This window comes from Adhaeribacter arboris, assembly GCF_003023845.1.
Classification (GTDB): domain Bacteria; phylum Bacteroidota; class Bacteroidia; order Cytophagales; family Hymenobacteraceae; genus Adhaeribacter; species Adhaeribacter arboris.
Genome location: NZ_PYFT01000001.1, coordinates 619,802 through 643,351, shown reverse-complemented (window position 1 = coordinate 643,351; position 23,550 = coordinate 619,802). Strand labels below are relative to the sequence as shown.

The 23,550-nt window shown below is 41.4% G+C and carries 20 protein-coding genes; 5 read left to right on the top strand and 15 right to left on the bottom strand.

The genetic code is table 11. The features are described 5' to 3' along the window. Nucleotides 1-36: 36 nt before the first annotated feature. The 15 genes from AHMF7605_RS02695 to AHMF7605_RS02625 form a co-directional block, all read right to left on the bottom strand. Nucleotides 37-771 carry an SDR family NAD(P)-dependent oxidoreductase gene (locus tag AHMF7605_RS02695; protein ID WP_106926197.1) on the bottom strand — a complete coding sequence of 245 codons (735 nt, stop codon included), beginning with the start codon at nt 769-771 and terminating at the stop codon, nt 37-39. Nucleotides 772-1,055: 284 nt separating this feature from the next. Beyond that, a complete protein-coding gene (locus tag AHMF7605_RS02690) occupies nt 1,056-2,753 on the bottom strand; it encodes a sodium:solute symporter (protein WP_106926195.1) in 1,698 nt (565 codons plus the stop codon). Between the two features lie 232 nt (nt 2,754-2,985). Continuing rightward, nucleotides 2,986-5,481: a PIG-L family deacetylase gene (locus tag AHMF7605_RS02685; RefSeq protein ID WP_106933321.1), complete on the bottom strand. Its 2,496-nt coding sequence runs from the start codon at nt 5,479-5,481 to the stop codon at nt 2,986-2,988. A gap of 202 nt (nt 5,482-5,683) precedes the next feature. Further along, nucleotides 5,684-6,055: a DUF3140 domain-containing protein gene (locus AHMF7605_RS02680; protein ID WP_106926193.1), complete on the bottom strand. Its 372-nt coding sequence runs from the start codon at nt 6,053-6,055 to the stop codon at nt 5,684-5,686. A 733-nt stretch (nt 6,056-6,788) separates the two neighbouring features. Continuing rightward, nucleotides 6,789-8,339, bottom strand: a complete 1,551-nt coding sequence (locus tag AHMF7605_RS02675) for a sulfatase family protein (protein ID WP_106926191.1) — start codon at nt 8,337-8,339, stop codon at nt 6,789-6,791. Between the two features lie 129 nt (nt 8,340-8,468). Then, nucleotides 8,469-8,783 carry a D-alanyl-D-alanine carboxypeptidase gene (locus tag AHMF7605_RS30755; protein WP_262512379.1) on the bottom strand — a complete coding sequence of 105 codons (315 nt, stop codon included), beginning with the start codon at nt 8,781-8,783 and terminating at the stop codon, nt 8,469-8,471. 53 nt (nt 8,784-8,836) lie between these two features. Next, nucleotides 8,837-9,871, bottom strand: coding sequence for a D-alanyl-D-alanine carboxypeptidase/D-alanyl-D-alanine endopeptidase (gene dacB / locus AHMF7605_RS02665; protein ID WP_106926187.1), 1,035 nt, complete (start codon nt 9,869-9,871; stop codon nt 8,837-8,839). Nucleotides 9,872-10,068: 197 nt separating this feature from the next. Then, nucleotides 10,069-10,806 (bottom strand): SDR family oxidoreductase, encoded by a 738-nt coding sequence (locus tag AHMF7605_RS02660; RefSeq protein ID WP_106926185.1) that lies wholly within the window; start codon nt 10,804-10,806, stop codon nt 10,069-10,071. A gap of 72 nt (nt 10,807-10,878) precedes the next feature. Further along, complete coding sequence (locus AHMF7605_RS02655) at nt 10,879-11,769, bottom strand: AraC family transcriptional regulator (protein ID WP_106926183.1); 891 nt, start codon at nt 11,767-11,769, stop codon at nt 10,879-10,881. 90 nt (nt 11,770-11,859) lie between these two features. Then, complete coding sequence (locus tag AHMF7605_RS02650; protein WP_106926181.1) at nt 11,860-12,108, bottom strand: hypothetical protein; 249 nt, start codon at nt 12,106-12,108, stop codon at nt 11,860-11,862. A 301-nt stretch (nt 12,109-12,409) separates the two neighbouring features. Next, complete coding sequence (locus AHMF7605_RS02645) at nt 12,410-12,652, bottom strand: DUF4261 domain-containing protein (RefSeq protein ID WP_106926179.1); 243 nt, start codon at nt 12,650-12,652, stop codon at nt 12,410-12,412. A gap of 710 nt (nt 12,653-13,362) precedes the next feature. Continuing rightward, nucleotides 13,363-13,671, bottom strand: coding sequence for a hypothetical protein (locus AHMF7605_RS02640; protein ID WP_106926177.1), 309 nt, complete (start codon nt 13,669-13,671; stop codon nt 13,363-13,365). A gap of 101 nt (nt 13,672-13,772) precedes the next feature. Further along, nucleotides 13,773-14,210, bottom strand: coding sequence for a hypothetical protein (locus AHMF7605_RS02635; protein WP_106926175.1), 438 nt, complete (start codon nt 14,208-14,210; stop codon nt 13,773-13,775). A 228-nt stretch (nt 14,211-14,438) separates the two neighbouring features. Then, on the bottom strand, nt 14,439-15,884 hold the full coding sequence (gene uxaC, locus AHMF7605_RS02630; protein ID WP_106926173.1) for a glucuronate isomerase: 1,446 nt from the start codon (nt 15,882-15,884) through the stop codon (nt 14,439-14,441). A 236-nt stretch (nt 15,885-16,120) separates the two neighbouring features. Continuing rightward, nucleotides 16,121-17,644, bottom strand: a complete 1,524-nt coding sequence (locus AHMF7605_RS02625; protein WP_106926171.1) for a tagaturonate reductase — start codon at nt 17,642-17,644, stop codon at nt 16,121-16,123. A 463-nt stretch (nt 17,645-18,107) separates the two neighbouring features. Here AHMF7605_RS02625 and AHMF7605_RS02620 point away from each other — a divergent pair, with 463 nt between their 5' ends. The 5 genes from AHMF7605_RS02620 to hisS all read left to right on the top strand — a co-directional run bounded on the left by AHMF7605_RS02620 (nt 18,108) and on the right by hisS (nt 23,550). After that, nucleotides 18,108-18,803 carry a CoA transferase subunit A gene (locus tag AHMF7605_RS02620; protein ID WP_106926169.1) on the top strand — a complete coding sequence of 232 codons (696 nt, stop codon included), beginning with the start codon at nt 18,108-18,110 and terminating at the stop codon, nt 18,801-18,803. A 21-nt stretch (nt 18,804-18,824) separates the two neighbouring features. Further along, entirely contained in the window at nt 18,825-19,304 is a 480-nt protein-coding gene (locus AHMF7605_RS02615) for a low affinity iron permease family protein (protein WP_106926167.1), read from the top strand. Nucleotides 19,305-19,455: 151 nt separating this feature from the next. Then, nucleotides 19,456-20,112 carry a CoA transferase subunit B gene (locus AHMF7605_RS02610; RefSeq protein ID WP_106926165.1) on the top strand — a complete coding sequence of 219 codons (657 nt, stop codon included), beginning with the start codon at nt 19,456-19,458 and terminating at the stop codon, nt 20,110-20,112. 91 nt (nt 20,113-20,203) lie between these two features. Beyond that, the gene (locus AHMF7605_RS02605; protein WP_106926163.1) at nt 20,204-21,760 is read left to right on the top strand and encodes a carbon-nitrogen hydrolase family protein; all 1,557 of its coding nucleotides are present in this window, start codon (nt 20,204-20,206) and stop codon (nt 21,758-21,760) included. A 314-nt stretch (nt 21,761-22,074) separates the two neighbouring features. Then, complete coding sequence (hisS, locus tag AHMF7605_RS02600) at nt 22,075-23,550, top strand: histidine--tRNA ligase (RefSeq protein ID WP_106926161.1); 1,476 nt, start codon at nt 22,075-22,077, stop codon at nt 23,548-23,550.

The window sequence follows — 23,550 nt, the reverse complement described above, 5'->3', positions numbered from 1 at the left end:
AAATAGTTGAGTTAGGGAGTAAAAAAATGATTAGTTCTAGTGCTGCTCAATCGACTCAATCCGGAATACAACGTCTTTATATTGCTGATAATTCTCCAGGAAGCGTTTCATTCTTTCGGCTACCTCTTCCGGTGGCCGTAAAGCCCCGTCGTTTTTATACTTCTTAAATTTTTCTACTTCACTGAACTGACTTTCTTCCAAGTCTCGAATGTGGTCTTGCATAGCCGTATCTACCACACCCGGCGATATGGAAAAAACCCGCACATTACTATTCAGGAGCAATTGTTCTTGCTGCACGGTTAACGAAAGCATATCCAGAGCGGCTTTAGATGCACAATACGCCGACCAGCCATCGACGGGCCTTTTACCCGCACCGGAAGAGATATTTAAAATAATTTTAGGGCAATTCTCCGTATGGTACGCGCTCAGAAAGGTATTTATTAGAATGGCCGGAGCCATTACGTTTACATCAAACACGTACGAGAAATTATGCGTGGCCTGACTGCCCATGTAAGCCACTTCTCCTACTACCCCGGCATTGTTTATTAGTACAATCCTTTCTGCATTTTTCAAAACCGGGAATACTTTGTGCAGGTTATTTTCCAGAGCCACAATATCCGATAAGTTTAACGGCTGGTGATGGTAGCGGGAATGGGTAATGGAACAATTGCGCGAGACACCATACACGTAATTTTGCTCTTCCTGCAATAAGGCCTCGGCCAAGGCTTTTCCAATTCCTTTACTGGTTCCTGTAATGATGTAGTAGTTCATAGTATTTTTTTTGGAGCGACACCATAAGTATAGATAAGTAATTAACCCGCTTTAAGCATACTTTTAATCATCAGAAGTCTTTCTAATCAAACACTGCTAAACCCAATGCGATCAAGAGACAGGAAGCTTTTTCTGGCAAGCCTCTCCTTAAATTGACTCAGGCATAGTGCTTTTAAAAACAGTTGTTTAATTAAACTCCAGGTAAAAGTCTGAATATGCTTTACTAAATGCTAGTGGTAATTACGTAAAACTACCACATTACTGCTTGTAATTAGTACACTTTTTTACCTTTTGGGTTGTTTATTAAGTAAAAACTGAATAACTAACCCGAAGACTATTACTAATCCGCAGCCAATGGGGTTCCACCACAAATAAGCCATTTTAGTAGTTACCGAAACTAAGATTACAGCGGCTTGGGCTAATATAGCTCCCCAGAAAGCAGCATGGGACTGGATATACTTTACGTAAAAAGCTACAATAAAAATACCGAGTATAGGTCCATAAAAGTAAGAGCCTAGCAGGTTAACGGCCTGAATTAAGTTTTCTAACTGCGAAGCCAAGGTCGCAAACAAAACTCCGGTAATGGCCCAACCCACCGTAAAAACTTTCGACATAAAAACATAATGCTGAGAAGTAGCCTCTGGCCGGATCGTCCGTTTATAAAAATCTATAACGGTGGTAGACCCTAAAGAATTAAGGCCGGCGGCTGTAGACGACATACCCGCACTAAAAATAACGGCAATTAATAAACCAATAAGCCCGTGGGGCAGGTAGGTAATAATAAAGTTAATAAAAACATAATCGGTATCTCTGGTTTCACCTTTTGGGTCCACTTTCTGTAAAAGGCTACTAACTTGTTTGCGGAGGTCTTTCCCTTGCTTTTCGGTAGCAATTAGGGCTTGTTGAACGGCTGCTACCTGCGGTTCATTATTTGTTTTTAGAGCTTCTACCAATTGGTTTACTTGCTGTTGTTTTTGCCGGAAGTTAGTAGAATATTCTGCTTCCAGTTGTTGTAAGACCGGCGCATGTTCGGAGCTGATTAGTTTATTTTTCTCTACCTGATTAAAAAATATAGGTGGTTGATGAAACTGATAAAATAAAAACACCAGCACCCCGATAAATAAGATTAGGAATTGCATGGGTATTTTTAACAAGCCATTAAATAATACGCTCAAGCGGCTTTGGGTAATAGATTCTCCGGATAAATACCGGCCTACCTGCGATTGATCGGCCCCGAAATAAGACAAAGCCACAAACGATCCGCCTAAAATTCCGGACCAGAAATTATACCGGTCATCCCAATTAAATTTAAAATCTATCAGGTTGAGTTTCCCCATTTTACCCGCCACCTGCACCGCCTGGCCAAAAGAAATAGTATCTGGTAGCATGTACATGACGGTTATGCCGGCGAGTACCATCCCACATAACATTATTGCCATTTGCTGCTGGTGGGTAACACTTACCGCCCGGGTGCCCCCAGAAACCGTATAAATAGTTACCAGCAGCCCCATCACCAGAATGGTAATTTGCAGGCTCCACCCCAATATGGTAGATAAAATAATGGAAGGCGCATAAATAGTTATCCCCGTAGACAAGCCCCGCTGCACCAGAAACAGAAAAGCCGCCAGTAAACGGCACTTTAAATCGAAGCGGCTCTCCAGGTATTCGTAGGCGGTATAAACTTTTAAGCGGTAATAATTAGGAATAATAGTAGCGGCAATAATAATCATGGCGAGCGGCAAGCCTAAATAAAATTGAATAAACCGCATACCGTCTTCGTAGGCTTGCCCCGGGGTAGACAGAAAAGTAATGGCACTGGCTTGAGTAGCCATTATGGAGAGCCCCATCATCCACCAGCGTTCCTTATTATCTCCTTTCAGGTAACCTTCTATATTCTTATCGGCTTGCCGGGTTTTCCAAACTCCGTAAATAACAATAAACGCCAGGGTTCCGATTAGTACTAACCAATCCGTAGAACTCATTTATACATTTGGGTTATAAGGTAAAATACTAAAATCTGCCCCGCTAAACTTACAATTACCAGCCAGTACATTCCATTCCAGGATTTAAAAAAAGGCGGTCTTCCTATGGTAATTTTTTCGGGGGTTGAATCAGACATTTAGTATTTTATATTGGAAGATGATTCGTGTTACTGAATTAAGTAAAATATAGAGAACTTTTGCAATTATTAGAAGAACGCCTAAAGGGCAATGCTTATTTCTTCCCGAGGGCTAGTATATTACTAAATATCCGGTAAGCACCGGATACTCCAGCCGGTAATTGCCGGAACCAGGCATAACCCGTATAGATGTAATACCCTTTGCCGTATTTAGCTACCAGTAAACCTCCGTTTTGGGCAGGCTCGCCAGGATCATGTGCCGCTAAAATAGCTTCGTAGTTTTTATCCCATTTATCCGGAAAATATAACCCTCTTTCCTGTACCCAACCTTCAAAATCTTTAGTAGTAATTTTATTCGGAGAATTTAAGACCGGGTGTTCCGGATGTAAGAATTGGACGGGAGCCGTTTCGTCGGTAATTCGATCGCGGGAAAGGTTAAACGGATAAGGCCCTAATTTATTAGTAACTAAACCATTATTTACGTTATACTGAACTACCAATGTGCCGCCGTTTTTAACGTAATCCATTAATTGATTTTGTAAAAACCTTAGCTGGTCATGGGTATTATACGCCCGAACTCCAACTACAACCGCATCAAATTTAGCTAAGTCTTTCGCGTTAATATCCCGGTCCTGGAGCATGGTTACCTGGTAACCAATCTGGGCTAAACTGGCCGCTACCTCATCGCCGGCACCCATAAGGTAAGCTATTTGCTGCCCTTTTATTTTTAAGTCGAGTTTGGTTACTCTAGCCGATGCAAGAGGCAATAAAGTTTGCGTCGGAATATGCGGATACGTGATAGAAATTAAACTTTGTTGATAGGTTTTACCGTCCACAATGGCCGTAGCTTTTAACTCCCCTTCGCTTTGGTTTTTGCTGGGATAAACCGTAAACGTATAGCTTGCCTCTTCCCCTTTTTGAGTTAGTTCAAAAGGAATACGTTGCGGTTCTACCCGCCAACCAGCCGGAACCAAGAGCGTAACATCCCCGGAAATAGCTGCCTGACCTGATTTTACCCGTACATTAACTGGTTTAGGTTGATCATCAGCAAAAACAAATACTTTTTCCCGTAGACTCACAAAAACCGGTGGGGTAATCTCAAAAGGCCGGTACACCTCCCCGGCAACTGGGTCCGTGCGTTTATATACAACCGGTATGGTAAAGGTAAAAGCTTGTTTATTAATCAATAAATCACACATTACCGAGACCGCCGGTGGGTTTTCCGGACGTCCGATTAAGTTACGATCTTCTACGGTAAACATACCCGTAGTGCCCGGCTTCTGGAGCCAATAAGGTTGAGAATAAGGGGTATTAACCGGAATGGCAAGTTTACTTTTTATAATGAAAGGTTGATTATTAGGTAATATCGCATTTAAAGTAGAATCCTGGCCAACCGGCAAAAATTTCAATTTCTGCCATTGCACCGGAATCTCCGACCGGTTTATTCCTTCTATATTTACCCCGAGAGGAGTACCCGGAATACCAGTAGGATCAGAAGCTACCGCTTCCAGGTAAAGGCCCAAGCAAGCTTTAATAATAGTATCTAACTCGGTAAGTTTTAAATCGCGGTAATACGAGGCGGGTAAAGCTTGTAAAGCGGTTCGCAGGGTCAATAAATCGGGGATGCTCGCCGCCGGTTTAGCCGGGTTAAAGCTAGCCGTTACTTTAGCTAGTAATTTACTTACTTTTTCACTGCCTTTTACCCGTTTCCAGGAAATATCAACTCCTTCCAATAAATCAGTAGTGGCTTTATCTCCTTTTAAATTTTCGAAATATTCTTTCGAACTGCCACGAACTCCACCGCTACCAAATCCTTGGCTTTTGTGCATGCTGCGGCTTTCTGCGGCCAGTTCCCCGTACGATTTTCCGAGTAAAGCATTATAGCCGCCCACATCCACGATTACTTTACCGGTTTCATCAAACTTTTGATTTTGTCCATAAAAAAAGGAAGAAGTATTCCAAAGTATTCGCTTCGGCTGCCATACTTCTACCGTATTTAGTTGCTCCGGAAAGCGGTTTTTATCCCCGGCCGCGGTAAAAGCTTCTACGGCCAGAATGGCGGAAGTGGTATGGTGCCCATGAGTACCGCCCGGAGTAGGAGAAAAACGTGTAATCAATACATCGGGCTTAAACTTGCGGATGGTCCAAACCATATCGGCTAAAACCTGTTCTTTGTCCCAGATACGTACCGTTTCCTGCCAATCTTTAGAAAACCCAAAATCATTAGCCCTAGAGAAGAACTGCTTCCCGCCATCTATCCGGCGGGCTTGCAAAAGTTCCTGCGTGCGAATTACGCCTAATTGTTCCCGTATTTCCGGCCCAATTAAATTCTGCCCCCCGTCGCCGCGGGTTAAAGACAAATAACCGGTGTTAAGTAATTTTTCATTTGCCAGCCAGGCAATTAATCGGGTATTTTCATCATCCGGATGGGCTGCCATATAAAGGGCCGTACCCAACACATTTAATTTAGCAATCTCTTTTTGAATGTCGGAGCCGGTATATTGGATAGGTGCCTGGGCCCGAACAATGCCGGAAATCAGATAAAAAATAAAACCAGAACATAGGTAGCGCAACGAATAAAGGTTTCGCATAAAAAGCATGAAATAGAAAGAGCCGTTTTACTGTGAACGCCGGACCACCTTTATTTCTTAAAGCGTAGTATTTACCTTGATTAAACTTGTGGTTGCCGGTTCCTGTAAAACTACTTAAATAAATGAAAAAACTAGAAGCTATAAATTAAAAAAGCCTGGAGTATTTCCAGGCTTTTATTATAGTAATTTTATTATCATGCTTTTATAATTTTGGTGTTTTTAAAGGATCATGCCCCCAACTCATTAGGGTATAACGCCAGATAGAGGTAGAAATATCGCCTTCCGGACGTTCCGCTAACTTTTTCGGAAGATAAGCAATAACCCGCTCCATGTGGTCGAAATTACTTTTAGTCAACTCAAATCTTTTTTTGCGCAAAATCTTGATGGTGCGATCACCTGCTTTACGAGCGGTTATATCCGTTTCCAGTGGTTCGGCATCTACTAATTTCGATTCTTTGGAATAAAGCCATTTTCCCAATTCGCCTGACCCCATATTAATTAACTCGCGAAATTCTGCGTAAATCTGTTCTTTTGTTTTAACAACCGTTTTAGAAAGTTTTAGTAGATGTAACATATTACATAGATTAATGTGATTAAAAGAAATTTGTGTAAAAGAAAACTATCAGGTTATAGAGGAAATTCTATTTTTCACTTAATAGTTCAATTCTGCTGGCAAAATTTTAATTTGCTTTTCTACCAACAGTAAGGATTAACCTTATTATTTACGTATTTCAAAGAAAACACTAATATATTAATAATCTATATTATATTCAATTTTACGAAAAAATCCTTTGTAGTATTTTTACGAGTTAGGCAACAATAGAGTTAATAGTAGAAAATAGGATTTGATTCTGTTGTTAGAGATTAATTAGTAGTTCCCCATTAAAGTAAACAAGTATCCTATTAAAAGAATGTAACGGGTAGGTAGACCTAGCTGTTGCAAAAGCTAAAAAGCATAACACAACTAGGCTTGGTCAAATTAAAAATTAGAAATTATGAAGTAGAAAGAAAAACCAAATACTCATTCATTATACTTCCTACCTAAGACCTATTCCAAAATCTTTTTTGTAGAAGAACTAGATTCATTCTTATTAAAGGACTTAGCTGCAGTCAGATATTTCCAGAATAACTGGGAATAGTTTTTTATAACTTATTTTATTTTTGTTCGGCTACTTTCTTCGTCTTACTTAATTTAAATAATTCAAAATGAATAGTTTTATAAAAGTAATTAACATTCTATTTTAAATAACTTATTCATTAACAGAAGTTTCATTACGCGTTAGTTACCTATACAACCTAAATTTTAATTAATACTGATTGGGATGCAGGTAATCGCCGTCGCGCATTTTAATGGTACGTTTCAAGGGTACTTGCATGCCACCGGTACTTTCGAGCCAATCGTAGAGTTCGCCGGCTAATTGTTTTACCAATGGCTGGTGCTCGGGTTTAGCTATAAGGTTATTTACTTCCTGCGGGTCGTTTTGTAAATCAAATAATTCGTTGGTGTCCCAGATGCCATGGTAGCGGATGTATTTGTAACGGCCACTGCGTACGGCAAAAACGGTAGGAGTTTGCGGAAAATCATACTCCCAATAGTACTCGTAAAAAGCTTTATCGCGCCATGGAATTTGGCGGCCCTGCAATAGCGGCAAAAAAGATTTACCTTGCATCTGCGACGGCGTTACTTTACCTGCTACCGCTAAAATAGTAGGCGCTATATCAATGTTCTGAATGACTTGGGTTATTTTAGTACCGGGCTTAATTACCTCGGGATAGCGCATTAGCAATGGTACCCGCATCGATTCTTCGTAGGCGTGGCGCTTATCAATTAGGCCGTGTTCCCCGAATGAGAAGCCATTATCGCCCATGTAAATAACCAGGGTATTTTTATCCAGCCCCGCTTTTTTCAAATAATCCAGCACCTGCCCAATACTTTCATCTATGCCCAACAGCGTTTCGCAGTAACGACGGTAAAAATCGTCGAAGTTAATCCGTCCGTGATACATATAATCCACGCCGTGCCAGCTATAACGCTGCTTTTTTACCCACTCCGGTATGCCCGCCAGGTTTACTTCGGTTTTTATTTCGGGGTTGACGGCTATTTTATTGCGCAAAGGCCAAGTATTGCTGGTATCGGAAGCGGTCAGGAACATGGAAGCCGGATAATGAATGGGCATGTTCTTATAACGACCCCGATGCCGTTGGGCGGGTTCAAATTCGGCGTGCACGCCTTTATGAGATAAATACAGAAAGAATGGCTGTTGCTTATCATGCTGCTTCATCCAATCAATGGCGTGTTGGGTTAATAAATCGGAAATATAAGTACTATCTTTATAAGCAACCTGGCGCCCGTTTATATTTAGGGTAGGATTATAATACACCCCTTGCCCCCGGAAACTTTCCCAGTGGTTAAAGCCGGGCTGCGGCTCGTCTTCGGTATTGCCCATGTGCCACTTGCCAAAAAATGCCGTTTTATAGCCGGCTTCCTGCAAGTATTGCGGAAAAAAAGTTAATCCTTTTGGTAACGGCGCTTGGTTATCGACAATAGTATGGGTGTGAGCATATTGACCGGTTAAGATAGAAGCGCGACTGGGGGAACAAAGTGCGGTACTTACATACGCATTCTGGAGGTGCGCGCCTTCTTTCGCCAGCCGATCCATGTTGGGCGTTTGCAGACCGGGAACCTTACCGGTGAAACCCATAAAATCGTAGCGATGGTCATCCGCTAAAATAAAAATAACATTAGCGGGTTTCGTAGCCGTTGGTTTACTTGCGGTTCGCTGCGCCCAAACTAATTGGCTAAAGAAAATTAAAATGAATACTAAAGACCAATCAAATACTCGGCGCCCGTACTTCATATTAGTTTAAAGGTGTTTTTCCTGCAATTATACTTAAAATAGTTAGATTAGAATTACTCTTTACATGGGTTACTCTGGTAGGCAAAATATTTTTTCTTTTATTCCGATCAAACCGAATATCAGAAGTTGCTATTTTAAAGAATTCAGGACTTTATACATTTTTTGGACTAAATCTGTTGAGGAGCCAGTGTAATTATTCACCAGGAAAGAAAATACATACTGGTGTCCGTTGGGCGCCGTATGATAGCCGCAAAATCCTTTAACCCCGCGAATAGTGCCGCTTTTCATTTTTAGGTGGTTAAGTTCGGGTAAACTAGTGTAAAAACTTTTGAACCAGTTTTGTTTGATGGCATAGCGTAAAATACTTACCTGCGCCTGCGTGGTAATCCGGTTTAAAGGCGAAAGTCCGGAACCATCTACCATGTTTAACTCCGCTTCGGGAATGTTTTTTTCTTGCCAGAAATCGCGAATAATTTCTAAACCAATATCGGTAGCGGCTACTTTTTATTTCTAAAAGCCAGGGTTTTTACTAAAGCTTCGCTGTATAAATTAATGCTCTTACGGTTTAACCAAAAAATAAGGCTATCTAATGGAGGGGAGACTAGAGTACACAAAGTAATATAATCGGTTGCCGAAACTTTACGGGTACTTTTCACCGGCACTTTGCTGTAATCTTTTCCACTTTCTTTACCGAGTGAATCCAATAAAGTCCTTACGAATTGAGGCGTTGGTTGCGGCAGAGCGCCCGAAATTTTAAATTTATTCTGATCTACGGGAATAGTACCTCTAATAACCCCGGCAGGGGCATTTAACGGAAAGTAAATAAAAGCTTTATCGCCGGTTTCGGGACCGGCGGCTTTTACCTCCGATTGCAAAGTGTAACCATGTAAAACAGGCTTTATACTTACAATACTTACCGGATCACCTTTATTTTTGCCGGATTTTAGAAATATATCAAACTGGTTTTCGTGCCAGTTCAATTTACTCGGTCCGGCACCGTAATAATTGCCGATATCCTGCCAAATCCAACCGTCCGGAATTGCTTCTTCCTCCCAACCTGCGTGGTCTACCAGTACTTCCCGGATCTGGGAAACACCTGCTTTAGTAATTGCTTGACTTACTTTTTTGAATATCGCTTGCTCGGTAGTACCTGGCCACCGCCAACTTCCCAGAGTAGGATCGCCGCTGGGAATAATCAGAAGAGAAGCTACGTCTTTGTTTTTAGAATAAGCAAATTGGGTTTGGTACTGAAAGTTTTTCCCTAATAATTCGTAAGCGCTGATACTGGTAATTACTTTCTGAGTAGAAGCGGGCACTAATCCCACCTTTCCGTTTTTATCAAAAATTACCTTCCCCGAAGTAGCATCAACCACATATAACGACGTAGTGGCGTTTCGCAATTGGGCATCATTCGCAAAGCTTTTAAAAGCAACGGTAAGTTTTTCGGAAACAATTTGGGCTTGGGTGTAGGTGGGCAATATGGCACTGAAAAAGAAAATCAGGATACGGTTAAAGCGGAAAAAGAGTACCATTTACCTTTAAAGAAATAAAAGAAGAAAGTTTTTACAAGATAAAAATTATCCGCAACTTTCTTCTTTTACTTAATTAGCCTTTGCACTTTCTCCAGTCATTGAATCTTAGTGCTTGGTCAAATTAGAAATCATGAATTAGAAATGAGGGCTGGATATCCTTTCTATTTACTTTATTAAAAGAATGAATCTAATGCATTTTACCAGGGGCTTATTCCCGTTTCCGGCGCATTGTCATCACTGAAGAACTGACCTGTCGGACCGTCGGGACCTAGTACAGCTGCTTTTACTACCCTAGCCGCAGCATCTGCCACAGTTCCGGGGCCCGAGTGATTATTAAAATCGGTGGCGGTATAGCCCGGGTCAACGGCGTTAATTTTAAATGAGGTATCGCGTAGGTCGTGGGCCAGCACAATGGTGTAAGCATTGAGCGCCGCTTTAGAGGAAACATAACAAGCCGGCTTCACTTCATAATATTTCCAGGAAGGATCACTATGTAAGGTGAGGGAACCCAAACCGGAGGTAACGTTAACGATTCTTGGTTCCGGCGACTGCCGCAGCAAATCCATAAACGCTTGCGTTACTTCTATTACGCCAAAAAAATTGGTTTCGAATACCTGCTTAAATACGCTGCTATCTGTTTCTGATGCCGTTTGCGGAAAATTACCCGGGATACCTGCATTATTAATTAGTACGTCCAGTACCTGGGTTTTCTGGCCTAGCACTTCGCGGGCAGCCTTTATCGACTCCATATCATCGACATCCATTTCTATCGGCTCCACTTGGTGTAATCCTTCGGCCTGAAGTTGGCTAACCGCCTGCTGTCCTTTTTTTATGTCCCGGCTACCCAGGTATACAAAATACCCTTGTTGTACTAATTGCCTGGCTGTTTCAAAGCCAATGCTTTTGTTTGCTCCTGTTATTAATGCTGTTTTCATAATTAGTGTTGTAAGTAGAACAGAACAAAGCTACGGCCTGTATGTTTCTTAGCTGTAACACATTCAACTGGATTAATGGTACATTTTACGGATGTTAGCCCGGTATTCAGCCGGTGTTACCCCGGTTTCACGCTTAAAGAAGCGGTTAAAATAAGAGGCATCGGTAAAACCGAGTTCAAAGGCAATTTCTTTTAAAGAAGTATCGGTATGAAAGAGCAAGCGCCGGGTTTCCAGTACTACTCGCTCATGAATATGTTTAATGGCCGGCTTGCCGCTTTGTTTTTTTACTATTTCGCTTAAATGTCCGGCCGAAATATGTAGCAGCGAAGCATAATCACTTACCTCATGCCGTTCCCGGAAGTACGCATCAATCTTCGTCTGAAACTTTTTTAATAATAGCTTATCTGCGGAAGTTTGGTTATCCTTATACTGCTCCGTATACAACCGGCTTAAATAAGTAAGCAGCACCGTGAGGTAAGCCGTCAGCATGCGCTGTTGCCATTCACCGGAACTTTGATATTCCCCATTGATTTTGGCCAATATCTCCTCGACAAAATTTACATCGGCTTCCGTAAGCAGCAATTCATGGGCGCCCTGAGAATTTTGAATGAGCGGCAACTTGCTTAAAGAAGCGTTTTCCTGAAATGCCAAAAACTCCCTCGTAAACGCAATACCCGTACTCCATAATTGTTCCAATCCTTCTTTTACGATAATTTGATTCGGTCCTGAAAAGTAAATGGTATTATCTTTAAGTACATAGGGCGTCATGTCAATCCACTGGCGGCTGCCCGCACGTCTGATAAAAACAAGCAGAAAATGATCCTTGCGGTGCGGTACCAGAAGATCTGACTGGTTAGGTAAACTGCCTTCGAAGTTATATACTCTAAAATGTTTATTACCGGCTACTTCGTCCGGCTCTAAAGAATAAACCGGTACTTGTTGATTGTAGTTAAGTACTTGCATTGCCTAAAACTATCTTCCACGGAACATATTTCCTCTTTGTCCAAAACCTTTTTTCCAGGTTTCATTTACCATAGTATATATTAATTAGAGTTACAACTTAGGTTTATATATTGTTTTGAATACATATTTTCCGGTTGAATTATCAAATCTTACCAGTACAATTTCATCTTTACCGTTAAAAGGAATTACGTATTCAGTATTATTAGCTTGTGCAGTACTAGCAATACTGGCGCTAGCAGGATTAAACTTCAGGGCAAAAATCAGGAACCCTGAAGAAAAAACAAGAGCAGAAAAACCCAGTAACAGTTTAGGCAAGTTGTTATTTATGAATGCTTTCATATTAATCGTTTAGTTTCACAAGAATTTAATTTTTCATTAATTATCTTTTAAATTACTATTTCGTAAACTTATTAAAGTTTTTTCTCATGCATACTTTCACTTGTAATTAGAATTGCCCCGTTTGTAAGTGTTTCTGATAATTAGTTTAAGGTGAAAGTAGCTGGTGTTTGAAATTGTTATTTTGTTTTATAAAAGACTTATTTATTCTTAGATTATCTGGCAGATTGATTTGCATACCCCTAACCTACTGGACTTTTCGGTGTTTAAGGTACTATAAAAATGTGACGATAGGCTGTTCTCTCTAATTTACACGCATATCAATAACAACTCGTTCTGGCTCAATGAATGATAATTGTTTCTCTGCTTTCCATTTTGATCTTTTTGACAAGCCTTGCCAAGTATTTCCGGACTGAATAACGTCCCCGCTTGCATAAACATAGTACCAGTAGTTCCAAAGTAAACCTGCAACTTCACTTTCATTCAGGTTGGTAAACTTAATTTGAAAGTCTGGCAAACCTAGCGCGTGCATTCCAATGGTATCCATTCATATTTCTCCTGCCTTGCCGTTGTTAATATTTAACAGACGTACGTTAACTAATCCGCTTAATACATTCTTATTAGCTGAAGCTATATTGGATAACAAGTCTGCCGGCGAAATTAGCTTTTGAGAATTTAAAGCATCTACTAAATGTATTTTATGTCAGGGAAAATGAAAAATAAGGTATTCCCTTCCCCGGAAGATGCAACATAACTGTATAGTGATTTAAGTTCTTTTAGAATTATTACAACGTCCATTTCAGGCTTCTCAAAATACAGAAGTCTAGTTGTTAGTACCTCCGGACTGTTTTATATTTAACTCAAAAGCCTCTTGTGGTGTTTTCTTTAGAAAATCAAATATTCCCATTTATACAATTCTTTATAGCAGCCTATAACGGCCTCGTGTAAGCGGCGTCGAAACCGTTGGCCGAGATGCTGTTTACACAATGTTAGCAGCTGCCTTTATTGTCTTTTCCATTTAATGTTTCTGTCATCCACAAATTCTGTGACACCAAGTCTTGTATTAAAAGTAAAATTCTTAATTCCTTTTTCAACATTCAGTCCTGAGTAGTCAGCTTTTTCACTGTCAAAATAATAAGTGCTGTCATTTACTCTCTGGATATTATTAATATTTTCACTAAAAAATGTTCCGATAAAAGTTATTTCAACACTACCGTAACCGGCCGATGACTTGGAAGAATTAACGAACCAATGGTCTTAACGAGTTTTACCGTCGCTCATCATTGCAGATTGATGATAACTTCCTTTAGAAAATTCATATACAACAGTCAAATAATTTGTGTTAGAAAATCCTTGCTCAAAGCTTCTTGTCGAATCACTTGCGGCTTCTGGTGCTTTGAAAATAATAGTGTCTTTCTCGCCTTTGTCCGAAATGTAAATTATTGAGTCAGATTTAATAAACGGCTTGTACCAAATAAGCTCTTCAGTCGTAAACTTGTCAACCTCATATGTCCGATTATTACAGGCACTCAAAATAATTGCCAATATTAAAGTCAGTAATCTCATTTTGTTCGGTAATATGTTAAGGTTACTGTTAACGGTTTGTATATGAGGCTAACTAGGCAAAGCCGCAGTTTGACTTATATACTTGGTTGTATGGCGTTTTTCTAAATTTGCTTATATTCCGGGTTAACTAATAATTCCTGTTTTTCAGAACTTTCAGTTTCAATCTGTTTAATTTTCCAATTTGATTGGAAGTTTATTGGAATCTTTGTTTTGGGACTAACATACAGAATTAAAGTATCCTGTTTTACACGGTATACAACTGCACCTAATCCATTAAATATATATTCTTGAGTTGAATCAGGCTCAAATTCTGAGTCTTCATTACTAGTTATAACTGTAACTTGGTGGTCACCTGTTAGGCCCCAGTTTTTCGATTTTATATAAATTACTGAGTTGTCCTTTGTTGAAATGAGTTCTACTTTAGAATAAGTTGGCTGAAATGCATTGGTAAAATCGTTCAATACAATTAACAGAAAGATTCCAGCTATTGCCAGAACCACAAATAATAGTAATCCTAACGCTTTTAATATTTCTCTCATTTAATTACTAAATGTCATACAACTACCGGATATACGGAGTTGTTCCGTATATCCTCCTAAAACTAACCGATAACCGGAACTGCAAGCACAAATATATTATATAAAATGTAACAGATATTCATTCTACTTCTATGGCCTGACAATTCCTAAAACTTCATCCGGAGATAAATAAAAAATAGCACTTGCTGAATTATTCGGGAGATTATTGAATTTACTTACCTGTACTATTTAAAACTGGAAGTAATTTTTAGCGTTATGGTAGCAGATATCCTGCACTACTTTGCCCATCCAAGCTAAATCAGCGGGGAGTTCGCCATTTTCTACGTCTTCGCCGAATAAATTACAGAGAATCCGGCGGAAATACTCGTGGCGCGGAAAGGACAAGAAGCTCCGAGAATCGGTGAGCATGCCCACAAAACGGCTGAGCAAGCCCATGTTGGAGAGAGCGTTAATTTGTTTTACCATGCCGTCTTTCTGGTCTAAAAACCACCAACCTGAGCCAAACTGAATTTTACCGGGCACCGAGCCATCGTTGTAATTACCCACCATGGTAGCCATTAATTCGTTGTCGGCGGGGTTTAAATTGTACAAAATGGTTTTAGCTAAGCAATCTTCGCTATCCAGGCGGGCCAGGAATTTTGCTAAAGCTTGCGCTTGCCGGAAATCGCCAATGGAATCCCACCCCGTATCGGGGCCAAGTTGGCGCAGCATACGGGGATTATTGTTGCGCAAAGCGCCCAGGTGGTATTGCTGCACCCAGCCTTTCTCGTGATCCCAAAGCGCAAACTGAAACAATAAAGCCGATTTAAATTGCCAAACTTCTTTTTCCGGCAAAGTTTGTTGGTTCAGGATCTTAGCAAAAATTCGTTCGATTTCTGCTTCGGTATAGTCTTCCGCGTACATTTGTTCCAAACCATGGTCCGACACGGCACAACCGTTTTGCGCGAAATAATCGTGGCGGGTTTTTAAGGCAGTCAGGTACGTCTGGTACGAACTAATAGAAGTTTGGGTAATAGCTTCCAGTTTTTGAATATATCCGAGCAAGGCTTCCCCATTTTCGGCTTGCATGGCTTTATCCGGCCGGAAAGCCGGCCTTACTTTTATCTCAAAACCATCTTGTTTACATTTTTGGTGGTGCTCTAAAGAATCTAGAGGGTCATCGGTGGTGCAAACCGTTTCTACGTTCATTTTGCGCAGCAAATTGCGCACGGAATATTCGGGAGTTTGCAGGAGAGCCGTACACTTTTCGTACACTTCCCGGGCGTTCTGGGGCGATAAAATTTCGTGTACGTCGAAGTACCGTTGCAACTCCAGATGCGTCCAGTGGTAAAGCGGGTTCCGGAGTGTGTACGGTACGGTAGCAGCCCATTGCTCAAATTTCTCCCAATCCGATTTTCCGCCGGTGCAATACGCTTCCGGCACCCCATTGGTACGCATGGCCCGCCACTTGTAATGGTCGCCGTATAACCAAACCTGCGCGATATTCTCAAATTGGTGATCGCGGGCAATTTGCTCCGGCGGTAAGTGGTTGTGGTAATCAATAATGGGCAGGTGCCGGGCAAAATCGTGGTACAATTGCCGGGCAGTTTTGCTTTGCAACAAAAAATTTTCGTCTAAAAACTTATTCGAGCTATTGGTTACCTGCAAAGAAGCAGCTACAGAAACCTGGTTCATAGTATTAGGAGTAAATTATTTACGAATTAAAAAAGCACGGTTCGGACTAGATTAGTTGCTGGGTAGGTAGGTATACGTTATTTAACGCCTTACCTAATCTATTGTATCTAAAATAACCAGAAAGGCTACCAAGCAAAGGGTATCAAATAGGCAATTCTTCCACACCATACGTAAACGGCTTATTATTTAATAACTTTCCGGTATTACAGAAGTACAGTTAATGCTAAACTTTATTTTTAAGAAGTTTTTACTCTGGCCAGGTTCATTTCCCGCAGAATGTTTTCTATGTCATTTTCTTGGAGGCGAGTCAAGTAATTTTGAACGGAGGCGGTAAAACCCGGGAGAGCAGCTAAATTTACGCCCCATAATTCCTGGTTCTGCAGAACAGTTAGCACAAAATTTTCCGAATCTGCCTGCTGGCTAAGCTCGTAATAAAGGGGAGCTGTATCATCGTTAATGACGTACCGGTTTCCGGAAAAAACACCGTAATATTTATTATTTTCTTTTTCTTTTACTTGCATAAATTGCAGGTAAGCCGCAAACCCTAAAGCCATATTTTCGGGAACGTGATGAAATAATTCATAATACCGGAGCAGAACAGGTACTACCCGCATTTTTAGTTTAGAAGTATAATTTAGAGTAATGCTCAGCCATTGGTGTTCGAGGTGCGGGTTCCGGAAGCGGTCTAAAACTTTTTGCGAAAAATCAAGCGCTACGGCTGGTTCTACCGGGTACGGTATAGCCGGAGCAATTTCTTCCTGCATCAACTTACAAATAAAATCGGCCATTAACTCATTCTCCATGGCTTGTTTCACGGTTTGCAGACCGGCCAGAAAAGCCACCCCACAGCTTAGCGTATGCGTACCATTCAATAACCGCAGCTTTAACTCCCGAAAAATATGGATGTCCGGGGCAATAACGACGCCCGCATCGGCCTGGGCAAAAGAAAGGACTTGCTGTACCCGCTTCTCTCCTTCTATCGCCCATAACCGGTATACTTCGGCTATGGCTAGCAAATCATCCTGATAACCTAATTCTTGTTGTAAAGTAGTTAATGCCATTGCTTCGGGTTTACCCGGTACAATGCGATCTACCAGCGTATTGCAAAAAATATTATTTTCCGTTAACCATTGCTTGAAATGGGCATCCAGTTGGTTTTGCGAGGCTAACTGCCAAATAATTTCCCGCAACCGAATGCCGTTATCCGGAATTAGTTCGGTGGGTAAAATCACTAAACCTTTGGTGGAATCGCCGGCAAAGGCCTGGTACCGGGCCCATAATACCGCCAGCAGTTTTCCGGGGAACGAAATAGGTGGCTGCGCCTGAATAGAATCTTCTACCAGCTGAATGCCTACCTCCGTGGTATTAGAAACCACTACGGTTAGTTCCGGGTCAGCGGCAAATTCCAGGATTTGCGCCCATTGCGAAGTAGCCGAAAGAACCCGGCTAATGGCCGAACATAGTATATTTTCTTCTACTTTTTCACCTGCTTCAATGCCCCGGACGCAAAGCGTATATAAATTATCTTGTTTAGCAAAACTAATTGTATCGCCCTGATCCGTAGATTTTACTACTACTACTCTACCGTTAAATATACCCGTTTGGTTGGCTTTATGAATAAAATAATCGGGCAAGCCCCGCAGCAAAACTCCCGTACCAAACTGCAATACTTTTTCGGGCAGTTGCGCGAAAGAGGGTAAGGGTACTTCTACTTGTCCCGCATTGGTTATATTTTTAAGATTTTCGGCGTTCAGAATCATGGTGCTTTTGTTTAATCAAGAAAAATTAGTTGCCAAACAGGAGAAATGCATTCTTTAATCAGGTGGATTCCAACCGGCCTAATTTGTTAGGTATCTACTTTAGAAAAAGTACTATTGCCTGTAAACCGGATTTTTTTATTGATTGTAAATTGCTTTAAAAACCAGGTCTTCTGCCTGAGATTAATTCCGGAAATAAGCCTAATTTTCAAGTATTATCTAACCTTTTCCCAGCTAATATAGGTCTAAAAACACATTTTAAAACAAGTAAAGCCGCATTTTTTAGCGGCAACGATACCGATTCAACCGGCAACGATACCGGTAGTTCTGCTGGATACCGTTAAAAAATGATGTTCATCCTTGGAAGTTCTCGCTGACTTACTACTGTAATAATTACTTATTCTAGCTATCCCATGCTGAATTTATCGTATATTACTGACACCTGTTAGCTTAAAAAATACTTTACATGATTGATAAGGTAGTAGCGAATGTACAAGAAGCGCTGGCCGATATTGCCGATGGGGCCGTTATAATGTTGGGTGGTTTTGGTCTTTGCGGAATCCCTGAAAACTGTATTGCCGAATTGCTCCGCAAAGACGTAAAAAAGTTAACCTGCATTTCAAATAACGCCGGCGTAGATGGTTTTGGCTTGGGATTGCTCCTGCAAAAACGCCAGGTGAAAAAAATGATTTCGAGTTACGTCGGCGAAAATGCCGAATTCGAAAGACAATTACTCAGCGGGGAATTGGAAGTAGACCTGATTCCGCAAGGAACGCTCGCCGAACGCATTCGGGCCGGCGGCGCTGGTATTCCCGCCTTTTTTACGCCGGCCGGTTACGGAACCGAAGTGGGAATTGGCAAAGAAACCCGGGAATTTAACGGCAAAATGTATTTATTGGAACATTGGCTTCAGGCCGATTTTGCGCTGGTAAAAGCGTGGAAGGGCGATACCGCCGGTAATTTAATTTACAAAGGTACGGCCCGCAATTTTAACCCCATGATGGCCACAGCCGGTAAAATTACCATTGCGGAAGTAGAAGAACTGGTTCCGGCCGGTGAATTGGACCCCAATCAAATTCATACCCCGGGTATTTTTGTCCAGCGCGTCTTTAAAGGACAACATTACGAAAAACGAATTGAACACCGTACCGTAAAGATTTAAGATATTAAATAAAAATTCGGTATGGAAAAAATGAAAGACAAGCAGCCGAGCAGATTTACCCTATTCTTCGAAAATTTTGCTAACCAAATTACCTGGGTGTCGGGTAAGCCCGTTTCTTTTTTAGTGGCCTTGGGTTTTGTTTTCGTTTGGGCAATTACCGGGCCCTTATTTAAATTTTCGGATACTTGGCAGTTGGTAATTAATACGGTAACCAGCATTGTTACTTTTTTAATGGTTTTTCTCATTCAGCAATCCCAAAATAAAGACTCTCAAGCCATTCAGTTAAAATTAAACGAGGTGGTCGCCGCCCTGAAAGGCGCCAGTAACCGGCTCATTAACATCGAGGATTTGAGCGATGAAGAACTGAAAGTATTAAAAAGTTACTACAATCAATTATCGGATATAGCCGAAAAAGAAGAAAGTATTATGGAAGCGCACTCCCTGGAAGATGCCCGCGAAAACCAGAAAGTTAAAGAACAAGCTGATTTTAAACCGCAGTAGTTTCGTTGTTAGTTGCTCGTTGTTGGTTGTTAGCCAATTATTAAATTTTATTAATCTTGCTAGATGCTACAGCTGCTTTTTTAATTTAAATATTCCATCAACAACTAATAACCAAAATCTAACAACCTGCAACCAACAACCCGCAACTAAAATGGCCTTAGATAAACACGGCATTGCCAAACGGATAGCTCAGGAATTAAAAGACGGGTATTACGTAAATTTGGGGATTGGTATTCCCACCTTGGTGGCCAACTACATACCCGCCGGAATGAACGTGGAATTGCAATCGGAGAATGGTTTATTGGGCATGGGTCCTTTTCCGGCGGAAGCTGAAATAGACCCTGATTTAATTAATGCTGGTAAACAAACCGTCACTACTTTACCCGGCTCTTCCCTCTTCAGTTCCGCGGAAAGCTTTGCCATGATTCGGGGCGAACACATTGATTTAACCGTTTTAGGCGCTATGGAAGTGTCGGAACGCGGGGATATCGCCAACTGGAAAATTCCGGGTAAACTGGTAAAAGGGATGGGCGGAGCGATGGACTTAGTAGCTTCGGCTAAAAATATTATTGTGGCGATGCAACATACCAGCCGCGACGGACAATCTAAATTATTACCTACCTGCAGTTTACCTCTAACCGGCCTGAAGTGCGTTAAAAAAATTGTAACCGATTTGGCCGTTTTAGAAGTTACCGAACAAGGCTTTGTATTACGGGAACGGGCGCCCGGGGTCTCCGTTGAACAAATACAAGCGGCTACCGCCGGTAAACTGGTAGTAGAAGGTAACATTCCGGAAATTAAAATATAACTACCTTTGTTATCAATCTTACTTCAAGTATTAATGTAGCTTGAATTAAGGCGGTTAAACCTGAATTAACCAGCAGGAATATATTATTACTATGACTGAAAAAATTAAAGCATCCGATAAAAATAAAGAAACCGAACATAAATTAACCTTACGCCAATTACGACTCGCCGATTATAAAGCCATTAAAGGCATTATGGATACGGTCTATTCGAACTTGGGCGGTTCCTGGACGAAAGAAGAATTTGCGGCACTGCTGAAAGCATTTCCCGAAGGCCAGATTTGTATTACCGATAAAGGGAAAGTGGTAGCCGGGGCGCTCAGTATTATTGTGAAATACTCGGATTACGGCGACAAGCATACGTACGAGCAAATTGTGGGTAAAGGAAAATTCGATACACATAATCCCGACGGGGACACCCTGTACGGCGTAGACGTTTTCGTGGACCCGGAATACCGCAACCTGCGCCTCGGCCGGCGTTTATACGATGCCCGGAAAGAAATGTGCGAAAACCTGAACATGCGCGGTATTATTGCGGGCGGCCGGATTCCGGGGTATATGGAACAATCCGAAAAAATGTCGCCGCGCAAGTACATCGACATGGTCCGCAACAAAGAAATTTACGACCCGATTCTCACTTTTCAGCTAAGTAACGATTTCCACGTCCGGAAAATATTAAAAGGCTACATGCCCAGCGATATCGAGTCAAAAGCTTATGCTACTTTGCTGGAGTGGATAAACGTGTATTACGAAGAGCGGGAAGAACTAATTGGCGGCCAGAAAACCGTGGTCCGGATCGGGATTGTGCAATGGCAGATGCGCAATCTTACTTCTTTGGAAGATTTATTGCAGCAGATTGAGTTTTACGTAGATACCGTAAGTTCGTACAAGGCCGATATTATTATGTTCCCGGAGTTTTTTAATGCTCCCCTTATGGCCCTCTCGAACGATCCGTCGCCTTCGTCCGCAATTCGCAGCCTGGCCGATTATACCGACGAAGTGCGGGAAAAACTCATTAATATGGCCTTGTCGTACAACATTAATATTATTGCCGGCAGCATGCCTGAGTATAATAACAAGCAGTTGCACAACGTGAGTTACCTTTGCCGCCGCGATGGCACCTACGATAAGCAATACAAGCTGCACGTTACTCCCGACGAAGCCGCTTATTGGGGTCTGCGGGGTGGGAACAAACTTTCTATTTTCGACACCGACATCGGAAAAATTGGCATTCTGATTTGCTACGACGTGGAGTTCCCGGAACTGGCCCGGATGTTATCCGACATGGACATGAAAATTTTATTTGTGCCTTACTGGACGGATACCAAAAACGCTTATCTCCGGGTGCGGCGCTGCGCTCAGGCTCGGGCCATTGAAAACGAGTGTTACGTAGCTATAACCGGTAGCGTGGGCAACTTGCCCCGCGTAGAAAACATGGATATTCAGTATTCGCAATCCGCCGTATTTTCGCCCTCCGATTTTGCTTTTCCGCACGATGCGGTAGTCGCCGAAGCTACCCCGAACACCGAAATGACCTTGATAGCCGACCTAGATTTGGATTTATTAAAAGACCTGAACACCGGCGGCAGTGTACGTAACTTGCGCGATCGTCGCAAAGATTTGTATAACGTAAACTGGATTTTAGATTAAGTTCTAAATCGCGGATTTGCGCGGATTGCACGGATTACGCAGATTATAACTTGAAATAGGAGTTATGATAGTAGGGAATATATTTAAAAGTAAAGGCTAACTTAATCCATTAGCCTTTACTTTTAAATATATTTTCAATACTCTTTACCGTATTCTTCTGGATAAATAATTCAGTATTGTATATGAGAAAAAATCTGTGTAATCCGTGCAATCCGTTTAATCTGCGATTTAGAAATAATCTGCGTAATCCGTACAATCCGCGTAAATCCGCGATTTAAAATTTAGTACCTTCGCGCCAGAATACGAAAGCAAGCATGAGCAAAGAAAAACCGAGCCTTCCGACAGGAACCCGGGATTTTAGTCCGGAAACAGTAGGAAAGCGTAATTATATATTTAATACCATTAAGAGAACCTTCGAGAAATTTGGTTTTCAGCCTTTAGAGACGCCCGCCATGGAAAATTTATCGGTGCTAACGGGTAAGTACGGCGAAGAAGGCGATCAATTAATGTTTAAAATCTTAAACAACGGTCTGCACGAAAAGAAAGAGCCGGAAAAAGAGAAACTTCAAGAGAATTGGAATAAAATTCTTCAACAGCCCTTTTCCACTCCCGCCATTACCGAACGGGCTTTGCGCTACGACTTAACGGTACCTTTTGCCCGCTTCGTGGTAATGAACCGCAACGAAATTACTTTCCCCTTTAAACGCTACCAGATTCAACCGGTTTGGCGGGCCGATCGTCCGCAAAAAGGTCGTTATCGCGAATTTTACCAATGTGATGCCGACGTAGTTGGTACTAAATCGCTGCTCTGCGAAGCCGAAATAGTGCTGATGATTGATGAGGTTTTAACTAATTTAGGGATTACTGATTTTACGATAAAGATTAATCATAGAAATATTTTAGGCGGATTATACCAGGCACTAAGAGCGCAAGGTACTGAAACCGATTTATTTGCCGCTATTGACAAGTTAGACAAAATTGGTCGTGAAGGAGTAAGTAAAGAACTATTAGAAAAAGGATTTACTATTGAAATGGTTGAAAGACTGTTTGATATATTATCATTAAATGGTACGTTTGATAAAATTGATGAGCTTAAAATAAAGGTTGATGAAGCTATTGGTGAGATTCGAGAGGATGTTGAATTAGATGAAAACAGATTGCCAATAGGAGAAGATAGGCCGAATATTCTAAAGCGGGTATTTCGCAATCCTTATGGATATGACGATTTAAAAAGATTAAAATTTTATTTAGAAAATTTAGGTTTTAAAAATTTTCGCAGAATTGCCTTGGATATTACCCTTGCCCGTGGTCTCTCCTACTATACCGGTTGCATTTTCGAAGTAAAAGTAAATAATGTAAAAATAGGAAGTATTTCCGGCGGCGGGCGCTACGATAACTTAACGGGTATGTTTGGTTTACCGAATGTTTCGGGAGTGGGAATTTCCTTTGGCGTGGACCGTATTTACGATGTGCTAGAAGAGTTGAAATTATTTCCTGAGTCAGCCCAAACCAGTACCCAAGTTTTGATCACCCATTTTGATAATCAATCCGAAAAGTACGCCTTACCCATTTTACAGCAGTTACGGGCAGCGAATATTGCTACCGAGCTTTATCCCGATCAGGTGAAATTAGGGAAGCAAATGACCTATGCCGATCAGAAAAATATACCTTATGTTTTACTAATCGGCTCGGAAGAAATAACAACCGGCAAGTTAAAATTAAAAAATATGCGTACCGGCGAACAGGAAAATCTGCGGGTAGACGAAATTTTGAAGAAATTAGCGGTTTGA

Coding starts and splice junctions, on each gene's coding strand:
- AHMF7605_RS02645 (WP_106926179.1), bottom strand. CDS start 12,652: ATGGATACCATTGGAATGCACGCGCTAGGTTTGCCAGACTTTCAAATT.
- AHMF7605_RS02675 (WP_106926191.1), bottom strand. CDS start 8,339: ATGAAGTACGGGCGCCGAGTATTTGATTGGTCTTTAGTATTCATTTTA.
- uxaC (WP_106926173.1), bottom strand. CDS start 15,884: ATGAACCAGGTTTCTGTAGCTGCTTCTTTGCAGGTAACCAATAGCTCG.
- AHMF7605_RS02680 (WP_106926193.1), bottom strand. CDS start 6,055: ATGTTACATCTACTAAAACTTTCTAAAACGGTTGTTAAAACAAAAGAA.
- AHMF7605_RS02625 (WP_106926171.1), bottom strand. CDS start 17,644: ATGATTCTGAACGCCGAAAATCTTAAAAATATAACCAATGCGGGACAA.
- AHMF7605_RS02655 (WP_106926183.1), bottom strand. CDS start 11,769: ATGCAAGTACTTAACTACAATCAACAAGTACCGGTTTATTCTTTAGAG.
- AHMF7605_RS02640 (WP_106926177.1), bottom strand. CDS start 13,671: ATGAGATTACTGACTTTAATATTGGCAATTATTTTGAGTGCCTGTAAT.
- AHMF7605_RS02635 (WP_106926175.1), bottom strand. CDS start 14,210: ATGAGAGAAATATTAAAAGCGTTAGGATTACTATTATTTGTGGTTCTG.
- AHMF7605_RS02685 (WP_106933321.1), bottom strand. CDS start 5,481: ATGCGAAACCTTTATTCGTTGCGCTACCTATGTTCTGGTTTTATTTTT.
- AHMF7605_RS02615 (WP_106926167.1), top strand. CDS start 18,825: ATGGAAAAAATGAAAGACAAGCAGCCGAGCAGATTTACCCTATTCTTC.
- hisS (WP_106926161.1), top strand. CDS start 22,075: ATGAGCAAAGAAAAACCGAGCCTTCCGACAGGAACCCGGGATTTTAGT.
- AHMF7605_RS02605 (WP_106926163.1), top strand. CDS start 20,204: ATGACTGAAAAAATTAAAGCATCCGATAAAAATAAAGAAACCGAACAT.
- AHMF7605_RS02695 (WP_106926197.1), bottom strand. CDS start 771: ATGAACTACTACATCATTACAGGAACCAGTAAAGGAATTGGAAAAGCC.
- AHMF7605_RS02650 (WP_106926181.1), bottom strand. CDS start 12,108: ATGAAAGCATTCATAAATAACAACTTGCCTAAACTGTTACTGGGTTTT.
- AHMF7605_RS02660 (WP_106926185.1), bottom strand. CDS start 10,806: ATGAAAACAGCATTAATAACAGGAGCAAACAAAAGCATTGGCTTTGAA.
- AHMF7605_RS02620 (WP_106926169.1), top strand. CDS start 18,108: ATGATTGATAAGGTAGTAGCGAATGTACAAGAAGCGCTGGCCGATATT.
- AHMF7605_RS02690 (WP_106926195.1), bottom strand. CDS start 2,753: ATGAGTTCTACGGATTGGTTAGTACTAATCGGAACCCTGGCGTTTATT.
- AHMF7605_RS02610 (WP_106926165.1), top strand. CDS start 19,456: ATGGCCTTAGATAAACACGGCATTGCCAAACGGATAGCTCAGGAATTA.
- dacB (WP_106926187.1), bottom strand. CDS start 9,871: ATGGTACTCTTTTTCCGCTTTAACCGTATCCTGATTTTCTTTTTCAGT.